This is a genomic window from Nocardia sp. CNS-044 (assembly GCF_059570515.1).
Map to the genome: position 1 here is coordinate 143,110 of NZ_JCANSX010000013.1, position 15,100 is coordinate 158,209.

The following is a 15,100-nucleotide window of genomic DNA, read 5'->3' on the forward strand; positions in this document are numbered from 1 at the left end:
AGAATGTCGGCGGAGGGGACCAGCGTCAACACATCAATAGCCCGCAGCGAGGGGGCCGGTCCGAATCAGACCCCGCTACGGCGGGTTACTACGAGAAGTCGCGCGTGCGCCACCACCGCGGTAAGCGGAATTAGCGCAACGCGGTCGCGGTCTGCGACTCGGAGCGCTGCGCTGTGGCGGTCGGCGGGATTCGGCACGGCATCGAGGATAGGCACTGCGAAGCCCGATAGCAACCTTTTCGTACCCCCGTTTCCTCTACTCACGAGTATCATCACCGCAGCTCACACGGCACGCGGCGCGGGTACCTTTGTGGCATGGGTCTCGTCGCCATGACCATCCCCGGTCTCGCCATCCTGCTCGTCGCGCTCGCCTGCACCGAGGTCCTCTGGAATCGCCTCACCGGCAGCCGTCTGCTTCCCTGGACCAAACGCCGCACCGGCCACCCGCTTTCCGCCACCGGCTTCGAAGAGGTGACCGCGGTCTTCCAAGGCTCCAAGCACTACGAGTTCGAACAGCGCCAGACCACCCTCATGCACCGCGAGACCATGTCCGATGGCGCGCCGCCTCGCGACGAGGTGGATCTGAGCACCGGCGCGGCGCGATTGGTCCGCCGGTAGTCGTAGCGCGTCCTCGGCACGCCGGTCGCGCCCCGTGGGAACGTCCTTCAGCCACGCCTACAAGGGACGCTGGCACGCACCAAGTACGCACCGGCACAGCGTGATTCGTCGTGGAGAGCGGCCGCGGACAGTTCGAGATCCGCGGCCGCTCTCGCCCGGTAGGACTCACACCGCCGTGACGGGGATCGCGACCGGCGCCGGATCCGATGCGGCGGCGCGGTCCAGGCCGCGGCGATCGTAGAGGTGGGTGGCGAGGACGCCGAGGACGAGGCCGATGGCCAATCCGAGCACGGTCATCCAAAGGCCTTGGCCGAGACCGGCTTCGGCATGCGCATCGAAGAAGAGGATCGCGCGCACGGCCAGGTAGATCTGGTGCATGGGTTCGAAGGCGGCCAGATTCGAGATGTAGGACGGCGTGGCCTCCAGCGGGACGGTGGCGGCCGAGGAGGGCAGTCCGAGCACCACGAACAGGACCAGGTTCACCAGCAGGCCCGCGGTACCGAAGGCCGCGAGCACCGCGAGCGCGGTGACGCCGACGGCGATGATGGCCAGGGTGCCGTACAGCCACAGCAGCGGCCCGTTGCCGAGTGGGACGCCCACTACCGTTGCGACGCCGAGGAATACCGCCGACAGAATGGGCGCCGCGGTGGCGATGACGCCCCACTTGACCAGCAGGGTGCGCAGCCGTGAGACGCCGGTGGCGGGCGGATGCACGAACCAGGGGCCGAACTCGGTCGGCGTGAAGCCGAGCACCGAATCGACGAGCGTGTGAATGATCATGGCGCCGGTGAATCCGGCGAGCAGCAGGATCAGTGTGTAGAAGAACGCGACCAGACCCTGCCCGGCGCCGTCGTCCATTGGCCGGTAGGGAGCCGTGATCACCTGCACCGGATCGGAGAGCGAAAGCCTTGCCGCGCCGCTCATCTCGACGGGGGTTCCGTTCGCGAGCGCGGCGTTCACCTGGTCGGTGAGGTTCTTGCCGACGGCCTCGTTCACCCTGACCAGCGCGCGGTCGGCGATCCGCTGCATGATGCCGGTCGTGTAGGGCCCGACGCGGGGATTGGTCTGCACGGTGATGACCGGTCGCTCGATCTCGCCAGGTACCACCGCGCCAGCGCCGAGAATGGCGAGTCGCTTGGTGAAGTCCGAGGGGATGACGATGGCGCCGTACACCTCGGCGTTCTGCAACTGGTTGCGCGCCTCGGCGATGCCGACGACGCGCAGATCGACCGTCTCCGAGGGGATCTCGGCAACCAGTCCGTCGGTGACCTGGGCGCCGAAGTTCGCGGGCTTGCCGTCGATCGTGTCTCCGACGTCCTGGTTCACCAGCGCGACGGGAAAGTCGTGCAGGTTCGTCTCGGTATTGCTGGCGTAGCCGAGGTACATGGTGGCGAGCAACGCCGCGAACACCATCAACACGGCGATCGGGGCGGTGAAGGTCCGAACCGTCATACCGGAAAATGTAGGCAGTGCCTACAAAGTAGTCAACGACTACATGTTGTTATCCTGCATACACCATGTCGATCACCCGAGGCCGCGCCTATCACCACGGCGACCTGCGCGCCGAGCTGCTCCAGCGCGCCGAGGCCACGCTGCGGGAATCCGGTGTCGACGGCTTGTCCCTGCGACAGCTTGCCCGCGACGTCGGGGTCAGCCACGCGGCACCGACCCGGCATTTCAAGGACAAGCAGGCATTGCTCGACGCCCTCGCGGTGTCCGGATTCCAGCAGCTGGGCGCCGCGCTCGAGCGGACCGCGCCGAGCGACTCGTTCGGCGGACGCATCCGCGAGATGGCGCGAACCTACCTGCGCTTCGCGACGGAGAACTCGGCGCTGCTCGCGCTGATGTTCGCGCGCAGGCACAGCCCGGCCGCGGGCGACACGATGTCAGAGGCCGTCGACCGCGCCTTCGCGGCGCCGGTCGCACTGATCGCGGACGCGCAGGCGCGCGGGGAGGTCACCGCGGGCGAACCACGGCGCATCGCCCTTTCGGCTGTCGCCGCACTCCAGGGCCTGGCCACCTTCGTCAGTTCCGGCGTGATCGCCGGCGAAGCCGCCGAAGAGCTCCTGGACGAGATGACCACCCACATGATGGACGGCCTGCGCCCACGCCGGCAAACCTAGACCCGACCCTGGCATACCCCTCGCCCCGAGCCCCCGCGCGGGGCCCGTACGCGAATCCCGCCTTCCCACACATCCCGCACACGCCGCACAGAGGCAGCGCTGTTGTGAGGCGTACGCCAGATGTGTGGGGCCGGAAGCTCAGTGCGCGGCGGAATCCCAGCTTCGCCCCGTGCCGACCGACACGTCCAGCGGCACGGACAGGTCGATCGCGGCCGACATCTGTTCGCACGCGAGCTGTTCCAGTGTTTCCCGCTCGCCCTCGGCGACCTCGAAGACGAGTTCGTCGTGGATCTGCAGCAGCATCCGCGAGCGCAAGTCCGCCTCGCGAATCGCCTTGTGCACGTTGATCATCGCGACCTTGATGATGTCGGCGGCGGTGCCCTGGATGGGCGCGTTGAGCGCCATCCGCTCGGCGGCCTCGCGGCGCTGCCGGTTGCTGGAATCCAGGTCGGGCAGGTAGCGGCGGCGGCCGAACAGCGTCTCGGTGTAGCCGACCTTGCGCGCCTGCTCGACCACCTCGTACAGGTAGTCGCGGATGCGGCCGAAGCGGGAGAAGTAGATGTCCATCTGCTCCTTGGCCTCGGTGGTGCTGATCTTCAGCTGCGCCGAGAGGCCGTAGGAGCTCAGGCCGTAAGCCAGGCCGTACGACATCGCCTTGATCCGCCTGCGCAGTTCCGGGCTCACCTCGGAGATCGGGATGTCGAAGGCCTTGGACGCGACGAAGCTGTGCAGGTCCTCGCCGGAATTGAACGCCTCGATCAGGCCTTCGTCGCCGGACAGGTGCGCCATGATCCGCATCTCGATCTGGCTGTAGTCGGCGGTCATCAGTTCCGTGTACCCGGCGCCGACCACGAAGGTATCGCGGATCATGCGTCCGGTATCGGTACGGATGGGAATGTTCTGCAGGTTCGGCTCGGTCGAGGAGAGCCGTCCGGTGGCCGCGATCGTCTGGTTGAACGTGGTGTGGATGCGGCCGTCCTCGGCGACGGACTTCAGCAGGCCGTCCACCGTCACCTTGAGCCGGGTCGCGTCGCGGTGCGCGAGCAGGTGCTCGAGGAACGGGTGCTGGGTCTTCTCGAACAGCGATTCCAGCGCGTCGGCGTCGGTGGTGTAGCCGGTCTTGGTGCGCTTGGTCTTCGGCATGTCGAGCTCGTCGAACAGCACCACCTGCAGCTGCTTGGGCGAGCCGAGGTTGATCTGCTTGCCGATCACGCCGTAGGCCGCCTCGGCCGCCTCGCTCACTTTGTCGGCGAACTGGCGTTGCAGCGACTCCAACTGCGGGACGTCGACCGCGATGCCCGCGTCCTCCAGGGTGGACAGCACGCCGAGCAGCGGCAGTTCCATGTCGGTGAGCAGCGCGGTGGACTCGATCTGCTCGAGTTCCTCGTCCAGCGCGGCGGCCAGGTCGAGCACCGCGCGGGCGCGCAGCATCTCGGCCTGGGCCAGCTCCGCGTCGACGGTGTCCTCGTCGTCGAGCAGCGAGAGCTGGGGCGCCACGTCGGTCTCGGCGCGCAGCTCGCGGCGCAGGTAGCGCAGCGAGAGGTCGTCGAGATTGAAACTGCGCTGGCCGGGCCGGACCAGATAGGCCGCGAGCGCGGTGTCGCTGGTCAGCCCCGCGATGCGCCAGCCGCGGCCGCGCAGCGCGTGCCCAGCCGACTTGGCCTCGTGCAGCGCCTTGAACACCGCGGCGTCGGCGAGCCAGGCGCCGAGCGCCGCCTCGTCCTCCGGGGCGAGCACGGTGACGTCGATGTAGCCGCTCTCACCGTCGGCGGCCGCGATCGCGATCGCCTTCACGTCCCCGTTGCCCGGCGAGCCCGTGCCGACCACCGAGACACCATGGCGGACACCGGCTTTCGCGTGCGCGGCGAGCCACTCGGCGACCGCGCCGACGGCGAGCGCGCCCCCGGAGATCTCGAAACCGGACTCGGCCTCCGGCTCCGGCGGCGCCAGGGTCTCGAACAGCCGGTCGCGCAGCACGCGGAATTCGAGATCGTCGAAGAGCTGGTGGATCTGCTCGCGGTTCCACGGCGCCTGCGCCAACTGATCAGGGGTGTAGGGCAGCGGCACGTCCTTGACCATCTCGGTGAGCTGCCGGTTGAGCACCACGCTGCTGAGGTTGGCCCGCAGCGCGTCGCCGACCTTGCCCTTCACCTGGTCCACCTTCTCCACCAGGGTGGCCAGATCGCCGTACTCGCGGATCCACTTGGCGGCGGTCTTCTCCCCTACGCCGGGGATGCCGGGCAGGTTGTCGCTCGGGTCGCCGCGCAGCGCCGCGTAGTCCGGGTACTGGTTCGGGGTGAGGCCGTACTTGGCCATCACCTCGTCGGGCGTGAACCTGGTCAGGTCGCTGACGCCCTTACGCGGGTACAGCACCGTGACCTCGTCGTTGACCAGCTGGATCGAGTCGCGGTCGCCGGTGACGATCAGGATGCGGAAGCCCTCGGCCTGCGCCTGGGTGGTGATGGTCGCGATCACGTCGTCGGCCTCGAAACCGTCGATCGCCATCACCGGGATGCCGAGCGCGCCTAGCACGTCCTTGGTGAGCTCCACCTGGCCGCGGAACTCGTCCGGCGTCTGGCTGCGGTTGGCCTTGTACTCCGGGTACGCCTCGGTGCGGAAGGTCTTGCGCGACACGTCGAAGGCCGCCGCGACGTGGGTCGGCTTCTCGTCGCGCAGCAGGTTGATGAGCATCGCCGTGAACCCGTACACCGCGTTCGTGGTCTGTCCGGTGACCGTCTTGAAGTTCTCCGCGGGTAGCGCGAAGAAAGCGCGGTAGGCGAGCGAATGCCCGTCCAGCAACAGCAGTGTCGGCCGGTCGCCGGAAGCGGTGGCGGTCGCGGAAGCGGGACGCGAGGCAGTCGAAGGTGAGCTCACGCCCCAGAGTCTAGGGACCGGCACCGACAAGCCGATACGCCGATACCGGGACTCGCGCCGAACCGGCTCGGGCGGCGGCTCTACTCGACGTTCTCCTGGTCGGCGTACCAGGTGTTGCACTCCCAGGTGTCGCCCTTGTCGGAGCCCCACTTCCACCAGCCCCACACGTTGTGGTCCGCGCCGTGCAGGCGGGGTGCGCCGGGCCGGTCGGCCACGGCGCGCGCCCGGTCGGCGGCCTCGTCCCAGGTCCGCTGGTCGATGTCGCCGCGACTGTGGTTGATGCCGAAGAACATGCCCGCGAAACAACCGGCCTGCAGCTCGAGCCGTCTGCTCTGTTCCTGGCCCGCCGCGGTCTGCCAGCCCACTTGGGTGCGGCGCTCGGTGTAGGCGCGCAGCACTCCGACCACGTGCTGGATGTGGTGACCGTATTCCTGGGCGAGCAGCGCCAGTTGCGCGCCGCGGCGCGAATCGGCGGTGACGTCGCGCGCGGCGGCGTACGGGATGACGATCGTCTCGTCCGACTCGCAGTACGACGCGGGTCGTCCGTCCTGCGGGCAGGCGCTGCGCACCGCGTCGGCCGCGGCGGGCGCGTCCAGTCGAGGTGGCCGGAACGGCAGGCCGGCGCCGCGCAACGTCGGCTCCCACGCCGCGTTGAGACAGCCGAGCGCGGCGCGATAGAACACCCGCGCGGCCTCGGGTTCGTCGCGCCATTCGGGCAACTCGCAGTCGACCCGGCCCAACCCGATGTGCTGGGCGAACAGCGGATGGTCCCGCAGCGCGTACACCGGGCGGGCCGACGAGGCGTGCGGCGATCCGGCCAGCGGGAGCCCGGCCAGCGGCGCGGGCGCGATCGGCGGGGCGGCGTCGCGCGCGGGATCGGTCGCGTTGCCGACCGATCCGGCGAAGCCGGGTCCGGTCGCGGCCGTGAGTCCTCCGGTCCGGAGGGCGCCCGCGTCCGCGGGCGGCCCGCTCAGCGCGGCGATGCTCGCCGCCGCGCCCAGCGCCACCGCACCGCAGAGCAGCGCGATGAGGATTCGTCTTCGGACGTGGGTTGCCAACAGCCGGTTCATCGTCCCCCCTGACCGTGCTTCGTCAACGCACCTTCATGGAACCCGACGCGGCGTCCGCCCGCAACTCGGCCGTTCGAAGCGCGGACCTCACAGGGTGGCGACCAACTCCCTGAGCACCGGCAGGCTCACCGTGCCCGAGCCGAGCACGACATCGTGGAAAGCCTTGATGTCGAAGCGCTCCCCAAGCCGCTCGGTGGCCAGCGCTCGCTGCTTCCGAATCTCCAGCTGCCCCACCTTGTAGGACACCGCCTGGCCGGGAATCGCGATGTAGCGGTCGATCTCGACGGTGATCTCGGTCAGCCCGACCGGCGCATTGGCCACCATGAAGTCGATGGCCCGCTGCCTGCTCCACCCCTTCGCGTGGATGCCGGTGTCCACCACCAGGCGGCAGGAGCGCCAGGAATCGCCCGCGAGCATGCCGAGCCGGTCGAGATCGTCGGCGTACAAGCCCATCTCGTCGGCCAGCCGCTCGGTGTAGAGCGCCCAGCCCTCCACGAAGGCGGTGTTGGCGAAGGACTGGCGCTGGAAGCGCGGCAAGTGCTCGAGCTCGTTGGCGATGGTGAGTTGCAGGTGGTGGCCGGGGATCGCCTCGTGGAAGGCCACGGCCGCGGTCTCGAACCGGCCGCGGCCCTGCGGCTCGTACTGATTCACGAAATACGTTCCCGGACGGGAGCCGTCGGCGGCGGGCGGGAAGTAGTAGGCCGTCGGGGCGTCGGCGGCCAGGAAGTCCGGCACCGGCACGATGTCGCAGGTTTCCCGGGGCAACCTGCCGAACCAGTTCCCCATCTCGGCCGTCGCGGCGTCGAGGCAGCGTTTGGCGTCGACCATGATCTGCTCGCCGTCGCGATAACACAGCTCGGGATCGTCGCGCAGCTTGCCGAAGATCTCCGCGAGATCCGACGTGCCCCACAGCCGAGTGCCGATCCGCGCGTATTCCTCACGCAGCAAAGCCAACTCGGAAAGACCCAGCTCGTGGATCTCCTCCGCGCCCAGATCGGGCAGGGTGGTGTGGTGGCGCAGCAGGCTGCGGTAGATCTCGGCGCCGTCGTCGCCGAGCCAGCACAGACCGCTTCGCTCGTCGGGCCTGCCCGCGGGCAGCAGTTCGTCGGCGAGCGCGCCGCGGTACCGCTGGAACGCGGGACGGATCACGTCCGCCGCGACCCGCGCCAGCTCGGCGCGCCATTCGGCCTCGCCGTCCCAGTCCTGCGGTCCGGCGAAGGTGACGAACGGATCGGTCGACGGGTCCGAGGCCAGATACCCGTCGAGCTGGTTGAGCGAACGCTCGATGGTGATCCGAGCCGGGGCGCGGCCCGCGGCGAGACCGTCGCGGAAACGGTCCACCGCCGTGCTGAGCATGTCGCCGAGCTGTTCGTGCCGCCGCACCAGGGCCCGCGCGTGCTCGGGCCGCGGCGCGTTCATCTGCGGCGCCGCGGTGAGCAGCGCCGCGTGGACGCCGTCCATCTGATCGGAGGCCATTTCCAGCGGCCGCCAGGCCAAATGGTCCACCGCCGTGGCCAATTCCGCGCGCAGCAGGGCGCGGGTCACCCGATCGGCGGGCGAGAGACGGGCCGGGTCGAGCGCGTCGACCCGGCCGAGCAGATCGCGCGAGGACTCGAGCCGACGCTGTTCGGCGTCGAGCGAGAGATCCTCGATGCGATCGTCGAAGCGGTGGTCGCCGAGCAGGGTTGCCAGGCTCGGCGACGCCGCCAACGTCTCGTCCCAGTACCGGTCCGCCAGTTCGAGCAGCTCCTCGTCCATGCTGGCGAGGCTACTCTCACCCCACGCCGAGGTAGGCCGACTTCACCGCGGGATCGGTGAGCAGCTGGCTGCCGCTACCGGTCTTGGTGACGCCGCCGGTCTCCAGGATGTAGGCGCGGTCGCTGCGGGCCAGCGCCTGCTGGGCGTTCTGCTCGACGAGCAGCACCGTGGTGCCCTGCCGGTTGATCTCCCCGATGATGCGGAAGATCTGCTGGATCACCATGGGCGCCAAGCCCATCGACGGCTCGTCGAGCAGCAGCAGGCGCGGGCGCGCCATCAGCGAGCGGCCGATGGCGAGCATCTGCTGTTCGCCGCCGGAGAGTGTGCCGCCGACCTGTTTGCGCCGCTCCAGTAGCCGGGGGAACAGCTCGAACACCCAGTCCAACGTTCGCTGGTACTCGGCCTTCTGCGCGAAAGTCCGCCCGTAGCAGCCCATGTCGAGGTTTTCCTGCACCGTCATGCCGGGGAACACGCCCCGGCCTTCCGGCGCCTGGATCAACCCGCCGACGACCCGTTCGTGCGCCTTCATCGTGGTGATGTCGCGGCCCTCGAACTTGATCCGCCCGCGCGCCAGCGGCAGCAGCCCGGACAGCGCGCGCATGGTGGTGGTCTTGCCCGCGCCGTTCGCGCCGAGCAGGGTGACCAGCTCGCCCTCCGCGACCCGCAGCGAAACACCGTGCAATGCCTGGATTCTGCCGTAGTTGACGACCATGTCGTCGACCTCGAGCAGCGCGGGCGCGTCGCTGAAGTCGCGCGGCGCGGCGGAGTCCTTGTCCGGTCCCGGCTCCTTCCGAACACTCACCTGGGCGCCACCGGCCGGAGGGGTCGGCGGCTTCCCCGTCGATTCCCCCGCGCCGGAATCGGATTCGTCGCCCTCGGCGGACGAAGACGGGCCGGTTTCACCCCCGGTCGCCGAGGTTCCGGATTCACCTTCCGCCGCGGAAGACCTGGCATCGGATTCACCTTCGGATCCCGAAGACTCGGGATCCGATCCGGATTCGCTCGCAGACGCCGACCCGGATTCACCTTCGGTGGAAGCCCCTGCGGCAGAACCGCTTTCGACATCCGAATCCGGCACGCCGAGATACGCCGCGATGACCCCCGGATCCTCCCGAATCTCACGGGGCAGACCGTCGGCGATCTTACGGCCGAACTCCAGCACCACGATCCGATCGGTCACGCCCATGACAAGTCGCATGTCGTGCTCGATCAACAGCACGGTGAACCCGTCGTCGCGGATCTTGCGAATAAGGTCCATCAGCGCCGACTTCTCGCTGGGATTGAACCCGGCGGCGGGCTCGTCCAGGCACAGCAGTTTCGGCTCGGTGGCCAGGGCGCGCGCGATCTCCAAACGGCGCTGATCGCCGTAGGAGAGGTTGCGCGCCTTCTCCACCGCGCGCGGCGCGATGCCCACGAATTCGAGCAGCGCCATCCCGCGTTCGATGGCGTCGCGCTCCTCGCGCCGGTGCCGCGGACTGCGGAACACCGCGCCGGGCACCGAGGTCTTGTGCCTGGCGTCGGTGCCGACCACCACGTTCTCCAGCGCGGTCATCTCGCCGAAGAGCCGCACGTTCTGGAAGGTGCGGGCGATGCCGAGCCGGGTGATGGCGTTGCGCTTGGTCTTGGTCAGCGGCTTGCCGTCGAAATACACCAGCCCGGAGGCGGGCTTGTACACGCCGGTGATCGCATTGAAGCAGGTGGTCTTGCCCGCGCCGTTGGGACCGATGAGCCCGAGGATCTCGCCGCGGCGGATCTCGAAACTGACGTTGTCCAGCGCGGTGAGACCGCCGAACTTGACGGTGAGTCCCTCGGTCTTCAGCAGCGGGGCGCCGACCTCGGTCTCGATCTCCCGATGCGGGGCGACGACTTCGGCGACCGCTTCTTCGTCGCCGAATTCCGGAAGCACCGCGGTGACGTCGACCTCGCCCGCGCTCTTCTCCTCCGCGGGCGGTGCGGCGTAGCCCGCGGCCATGTCCTCGTTGTCGAACAGCGCGTCGCCCGCGCCGGGCCCGGTCATTTCCCCGCTCCGATCGGCTCGCCCACCGTGGGTCTGCGCACCGCTTGGTACACCTGCCTGCCGTAGGTGAGCAGCTTCTGCCGGGCCGGGAACAGACCCTGCGGCCGCAGAATCATCATCACCACCAACGCGATTCCGAAATACAGATACTTGAGGTCGCCGAGCGACTGGGCGCCGCCCTTGCGGAACAGCAGCACGCTGCCGAGCAGCAGCGCGGCCATGACGCCGGTGAACACCATGCCGGTGATCAATCCGCGGCGCGGCCAGATGCCGAATTCGCGGCCCTTGTACCGCCAGAGCACCAGCAGGCCGACGAACAGCACCACGTCGACGATCAGCAGCACGTAGCCGGTCGACTCGTTGTCCACCAGCTGCACCGAGGTCAGCCGCTTGGGCAGGTAGGCGATGATGAACGCGCCGAAGATGACACCGAGCTTGTTGCCCTGGCCGCCGATCACCACCGCGCAGAGGAACAGCATCGAGTTGATGATGTTGAACCCGGTCGGATTGATGAACTGCACCTGGCCCGCGTACATCGCGCCGGACAGACCACCCACCGCGGCGCCGATCAGGAACGCCCACAGCTTGAACTTGAAGGTCGGCACGCCCATGATCTCGGCGGCGTCCTCGTCCTCGCGGATGGCGACCCAGGCGCGGCCGACCCGGCTGCGTTCCAGGTTGCCGACGATCAGCAGCACGACGATCACCAGCACCATGCCGAGCCAGAACCAGTAGGTGCCGTAGCTGGCTCGGTCCAGCAGGTTGGCGCTGTCCGGATCGCCGGTGTTGCCCGCGGAGAACACGCCGTTCGGCTTCTCCTCCGATTCGCCCACGTGCGGGTACGCCACCCCTGACAGCCCGAGGCTGCCGTTGGTCAGCTCGTGCAGGTTGTCGGCGAGCAGTCGCACGATCTCGCCGAAGCCGAGCGTGACGATCGCGAGGTAGTCGCCGCGCAGTCGCAGCGTCGGCGAGCCGAGGATCAGACCCGAGAGCGCGGTCACCGCGACCGCGATCGGCAGACACGCCAGCCATGCCCACTCCGGGTCGAGCCAGCCGCCGTCGGTCTGGTTCCACGGACTGTTCGGGCTGGTGAGCAGGCCCACCGTGTAGGCGCCGATGGCGTAGAAGCCGACATAGCCGAGGTCGAGCAGACCCGCCTGTCCGACAACAACATTCAGGCCGATGGCGATCAGCGCGAACATAGCGACCTCGGCCATGACGAGGCCGAAGTTGTAGGCGGGGGTGTCCAGGATCGGGGGCGGAAAGAGCGGAAGCAGCGCGAGCGCGGCGATCGCGGGCACGCCGACGGCCCACTGGGCTGGGCGGGACAGGCCCTCCCACCAGGTGCGCAGCGCGTCGCCGACGCCCTGGCGCGGCGGGGTCTTGGTCGAGTCGATCATGCGCGGGCCCTCCCGAGACTTTCACCGAGGATGCCGGTCGGGCGGACCATCAGCACCACGACGAGCACGACGAAGGCGACCACGTCGCGCCATTCGATACCGAACAGGATCTGCCCGTACTGCTCCACGACCCCGAGGATCAGTCCGCCGAGCAGCGCGCCGCGCAGATTGCCGATGCCGCCGAGCACCGCGGCGCTGAACGCCTTGATGCCGAGGATGAAACCGCCGGAGTAGATGATCGCGGGCGGGATCTTGATCGCGTACAGCGTCGCCGCCGCACCCGCGAGCACACCGCCGATGAGGAAGGTCAGCATGATGACCCGCTCGCGCGAGACGCCCATGAGCGTCGCGGTGTCCGGGTCCTGCGCCACGGCGCGGATGCCGCGGCCGAATTTCGTTCTGTTGATCAGCATTTCGGTGGCGATCGCGAGGACCACCGCGGCGACCACGATGAGGATCGCGATATTCGTGACATCGGCGCCGCTGAAGCTGAACTGCACCGTCGGCTCGACGAGCTGGATCGGCTGCTGGGCATTGGTGCCGCCGAGATCGGGATTGATCTTCGGCAGGATGAAGTGCACGAACTCCTGGATCACGAACGACATGCCGATCGCGGTGATCAGGAAGGCCAGCGGTTTGGCCCCGCGTTTACGCAGCGGGCGATAGGCGACCCGCTCCAATCCGACCGCCGCGCCGCCGGAGACCAGCATGCCGACGATCATCGCCAAACCGATGTACACGACCGTCAGCAGCACGCCCTGGTTGTAGACATCGGGGCTGGCGGCGAAACCGAACAGCATCAGTCCGATCAACTGACCGAACATGCCCAACATGAATATTTCCGAATGGGCGAAATTGATGAGCCGAAGTACGCCGTAGACCAGGGTATAGCCCACCGCTACCAAGGCGTAGATGGAACCGTAGGTAACTCCGTCGACGGTCAGTCGCCAGAATTGATCGATCACTCCCTGATAGTCGAAGTCGATCGAGCCGTCGGCGAGGTATGCCACGCCGGCCAGTGCTGATGCTGTCATTCGAAAAACGCCTTCACCAATGCCCCTCATGAAACAGCACGTACGGGGGCGTCACGGGCACCCCCGTACGTGCTGGGTTCGCGGTACTTACTTGACCTCGTAGATCCAGATCTGCGCGTTGGCCAATTCGCCGTTCGGGCTCCACTTGTAGTTACGGGCCAGACCCGGTCCGTCGTAGGAGCGCACGAATGCGAGCAGATCGGGGCGGGTGACCTTACCGCCGTCGATGCCCTTGGCCAGGATCGTGGTCAGGTCGTAGGCCTCCACCGAGTACACGCCGGGCGCCTGCCCGTTGAGCGCCTCGTAATCCTTGGCGAACTTCTCCGGAGCCGGGCCACAGGGGCAGGTGAGGTTCGCGCCCTTGGCCGCGCTGCCCGCCTGCGAGATGAACTGCGGGTCGTTGACGCCGTCCGGGCCGACGAACACGGCCTTCACGCCACCGGACTTCAGCTGCTGCGCCAGCGGCGCGCCCTCGGCGTAGTAGCCGGAGAAGAAGACCGCGTCCGGCGCCGCCGCCGCGATCTTGGTGACGGTGGCCGAGAAGTCCTTGTCACCCTTCTTGATGCTGGCCGCGCACGCCGGATCGGCGGCGGCGCCCAAGCCCTCGGTGACGCTCTTGGCCAGGCCGACACCGTAATCGGTGTTGTCCTGCACCACGCACACCTTCTTGTAGTTCGCGGTGCCGACCAGGTACTTCGCCACCGAAGGGCCCTGCACGTCGTCGTTGGCCAGGCCGCGGAAGAAGGTGGTCCAGCCGTTCTGGGTCAGCGTCGCGTTGGTCGCCGAGGACGTCACCGCCACCAGGCCCGCGTCGCTCAGAATCTGGCCGGTCGCCTTGGTCTCGCCGGAGAACGCCGGACCGACCAGGCCGATGATCGACTTGTCGTTGACGATCTGCGGGATCACCTGGGTCGCCTTCTGCGGATCGCCCTCGGTGTCGAACTGCTTCAGCTCGATCTTGCAGCCCGGATTCGCCTTGTTGTGCTGATCGAGCGCCAGCTTCACACCGTTGACGATGTTGATGCCGAGCGCCGCGTCCGGGCCGGTCAGCGCGCCCGCCATGGCGACGGCGGTACCGGGAGCACAGGTGGCCTTGCCGTCACCCGCGGGATCGGCCGCCTTCGCGGGATCCGTCTTCGGCACTTCCTTGCCCGCGGTGTCCACCTGCATGACCGGCTGAATGGACAGGCCTCCCGTACCGGCACCGGTCGCGCCCGAGCCGCTGTCGGTGGATTTGTCGCTGCAACCGGTCAGTGCGAGCGCCGCGGCGGCACCGATGACCAACACACCCCGCGTCGAACGACTGCGCCATGTCGAACTAAGCACGTCTCACCTCTACGTCCTGTGCTCCCCCGGCAATCCGAGGAGGCCGACCACGTCAGCCCGGTCAGAACATAGCGTCGGTACGTTAGATCCGCATCACATTCGCATCATGCGGACGACATCGTGTCGAATTCTTTTTGGCGATCGCGTTTCCGGGGAGTAAATCTTTCCAGCCCAGACCGCCCCGAGGGGTGGCGCATCACTTCGGCGCCAGGTTCTCCAGCACCACCTCGGCGACCGCCTTCATCGTAGTCCGGCGATCCATCGCGGTCCGCTGAATCCACTTGAAAGCCTGCGGCTCGGACAGACCCTGCGTCTGCATCAGCACACCCTTGGCCCGCTCCACCAGCTTGCGCGTCTCCAGCCGATCGGCCAGATTCGCGACCTCGCCCTCCAGCGCGGTGATCTCGTGGAAGCGGCTCGCCGCCAACTCGATCGCGGGCACCAGATCCGACTTGGTGAACGGCTTCACCAGATACGCCATCGCACCGGCGTCGCGCGCCCGCTCGACTAGATCGCGCTGACTGAAGGCGGTCAGAATCACCACCGGCGCAACACGTTTCGACGCGATCTCGGCGGCGGCATCGATACCGTCGCGGCGCGGCATCTTCACATCCATGATCACCAGATCGGGCCGGTGCTCCACCGCGAGATCCACCGCCTGCTGGCCGTCGCCCGCCTCGCCGACCACCTGATAGCCCTCTTCGGTCAGCATCTCGACCAGATCCATCCGGATGAGCGCCTCGTCTTCGGCGACGACGACCCGCTTCGCCCCGGCGTCCTTCTTCGTGCCGGCGCCCCCTGCTGCAGTAGTGCTCATAGGTATGCCCCTCTGGTTCCGATGCCTGTCCCGACACACGCGAATGGGCCGAGACCCACACCAA

11 protein-coding genes and 1 pseudogene are annotated in these 15,100 nt (G+C 68.1%); 2 read left to right on the forward strand and 10 right to left on the reverse strand.

The features are described 5' to 3' along the window. The first annotated feature begins 314 nt into the window (after positions 1–314). Entirely contained in the window at positions 315–617 is a 303-nt protein-coding gene (locus T333_RS32980) for a DUF6191 domain-containing protein (protein ID WP_355004099.1), read from the forward strand. Between the two features lie 165 nt (positions 618–782). Here T333_RS32980 and T333_RS32985 read toward each other — a convergent pair whose 3' ends face one another. Then, positions 783–2,069 carry a YhgE/Pip domain-containing protein gene (locus T333_RS32985; protein ID WP_496426924.1) on the reverse strand — a complete coding sequence of 429 codons (1,287 nt, stop codon included), beginning with the start codon at positions 2,067–2,069 and terminating at the stop codon, positions 783–785. A 65-nt stretch (positions 2,070–2,134) separates the two neighbouring features. Here T333_RS32985 and T333_RS32990 point away from each other — a divergent pair, with 65 nt between their 5' ends. Further along, complete coding sequence (locus T333_RS32990) at positions 2,135–2,740, forward strand: TetR/AcrR family transcriptional regulator (protein WP_496426925.1); 606 nt, start codon at positions 2,135–2,137, stop codon at positions 2,738–2,740. Positions 2,741–2,878: 138 nt separating this feature from the next. Here T333_RS32990 and polA read toward each other — a convergent pair whose 3' ends face one another. From polA to T333_RS33035, 9 genes and pseudogenes are all read right to left on the reverse strand, one after another. Next, on the reverse strand, positions 2,879–5,614 hold the full coding sequence (polA, locus tag T333_RS32995; RefSeq protein WP_496426926.1) for a DNA polymerase I: 2,736 nt from the start codon (positions 5,612–5,614) through the stop codon (positions 2,879–2,881). A gap of 80 nt (positions 5,615–5,694) precedes the next feature. After that, on the reverse strand, positions 5,695–6,684 hold the full coding sequence (locus T333_RS33000; protein ID WP_355004103.1) for a neutral zinc metallopeptidase: 990 nt from the start codon (positions 6,682–6,684) through the stop codon (positions 5,695–5,697). Between the two features lie 87 nt (positions 6,685–6,771). After that, entirely contained in the window at positions 6,772–8,442 is a 1,671-nt protein-coding gene (locus tag T333_RS33005) for a DUF885 domain-containing protein (RefSeq protein WP_496426927.1), read from the reverse strand. A gap of 16 nt (positions 8,443–8,458) precedes the next feature. Further along, the gene (locus T333_RS33010; protein ID WP_355004166.1) at positions 8,459–9,154 is read right to left on the reverse strand and encodes an ABC transporter ATP-binding protein; all 696 of its coding nucleotides are present in this window, start codon (positions 9,152–9,154) and stop codon (positions 8,459–8,461) included. Between the two features lie 348 nt (positions 9,155–9,502). Further along, a pseudogene (locus tag T333_RS33015) lies at positions 9,503–10,459 on the reverse strand (ABC transporter ATP-binding protein); the annotation flags it as partial. Then, positions 10,456–11,859 (reverse strand): branched-chain amino acid ABC transporter permease, encoded by a 1,404-nt coding sequence (locus tag T333_RS33020; protein ID WP_355004105.1) that lies wholly within the window; start codon positions 11,857–11,859, stop codon positions 10,456–10,458. The gene T333_RS33020 and the pseudogene T333_RS33015, both read right to left, overlap by 4 nt. Beyond that, positions 11,856–12,893: a branched-chain amino acid ABC transporter permease gene (locus T333_RS33025; RefSeq protein ID WP_355004106.1), complete on the reverse strand. Its 1,038-nt coding sequence runs from the start codon at positions 12,891–12,893 to the stop codon at positions 11,856–11,858. Before T333_RS33025 ends, T333_RS33020 begins: the two co-directional genes overlap by 4 nt. An 87-nt stretch (positions 12,894–12,980) precedes the next feature. Further along, a complete protein-coding gene (locus tag T333_RS33030) occupies positions 12,981–14,180 on the reverse strand; it encodes a branched-chain amino acid ABC transporter substrate-binding protein (protein WP_355004107.1) in 1,200 nt (399 codons plus the stop codon). 235 nt (positions 14,181–14,415) lie between these two features. Continuing rightward, a complete protein-coding gene (locus T333_RS33035; RefSeq protein ID WP_097248397.1) occupies positions 14,416–15,036 on the reverse strand; it encodes an ANTAR domain-containing response regulator in 621 nt (206 codons plus the stop codon). Positions 15,037–15,100: the final 64 nt, after the last annotated feature.

Excerpts from the sequence above, each read along its gene's own strand:
- T333_RS32980 (WP_355004099.1), top strand. The coding sequence starts at position 315 with ATGGGTCTCGTCGCCATGACCATCCCCGGTCTCGCCATCCTGCTCGTC.
- T333_RS33000 (WP_355004103.1), bottom strand. The coding sequence starts at position 6,684 with ATGAACCGGCTGTTGGCAACCCACGTCCGAAGACGAATCCTCATCGCG.
- T333_RS33020 (WP_355004105.1), bottom strand. The coding sequence starts at position 11,859 with ATGATCGACTCGACCAAGACCCCGCCGCGCCAGGGCGTCGGCGACGCG.
- T333_RS33035 (WP_097248397.1), bottom strand. The coding sequence starts at position 15,036 with ATGAGCACTACTGCAGCAGGGGGCGCCGGCACGAAGAAGGACGCCGGG.
- T333_RS33010 (WP_355004166.1), bottom strand. The coding sequence starts at position 9,154 with ATGGTCGTCAACTACGGCAGAATCCAGGCATTGCACGGTGTTTCGCTG.
- T333_RS32985 (WP_496426924.1), bottom strand. The coding sequence starts at position 2,069 with ATGACGGTTCGGACCTTCACCGCCCCGATCGCCGTGTTGATGGTGTTC.
- T333_RS33025 (WP_355004106.1), bottom strand. The coding sequence starts at position 12,893 with ATGACAGCATCAGCACTGGCCGGCGTGGCATACCTCGCCGACGGCTCG.
- T333_RS32990 (WP_496426925.1), top strand. The coding sequence starts at position 2,135 with ATGTCGATCACCCGAGGCCGCGCCTATCACCACGGCGACCTGCGCGCC.
- T333_RS33005 (WP_496426927.1), bottom strand. The coding sequence starts at position 8,442 with ATGGACGAGGAGCTGCTCGAACTGGCGGACCGGTACTGGGACGAGACG.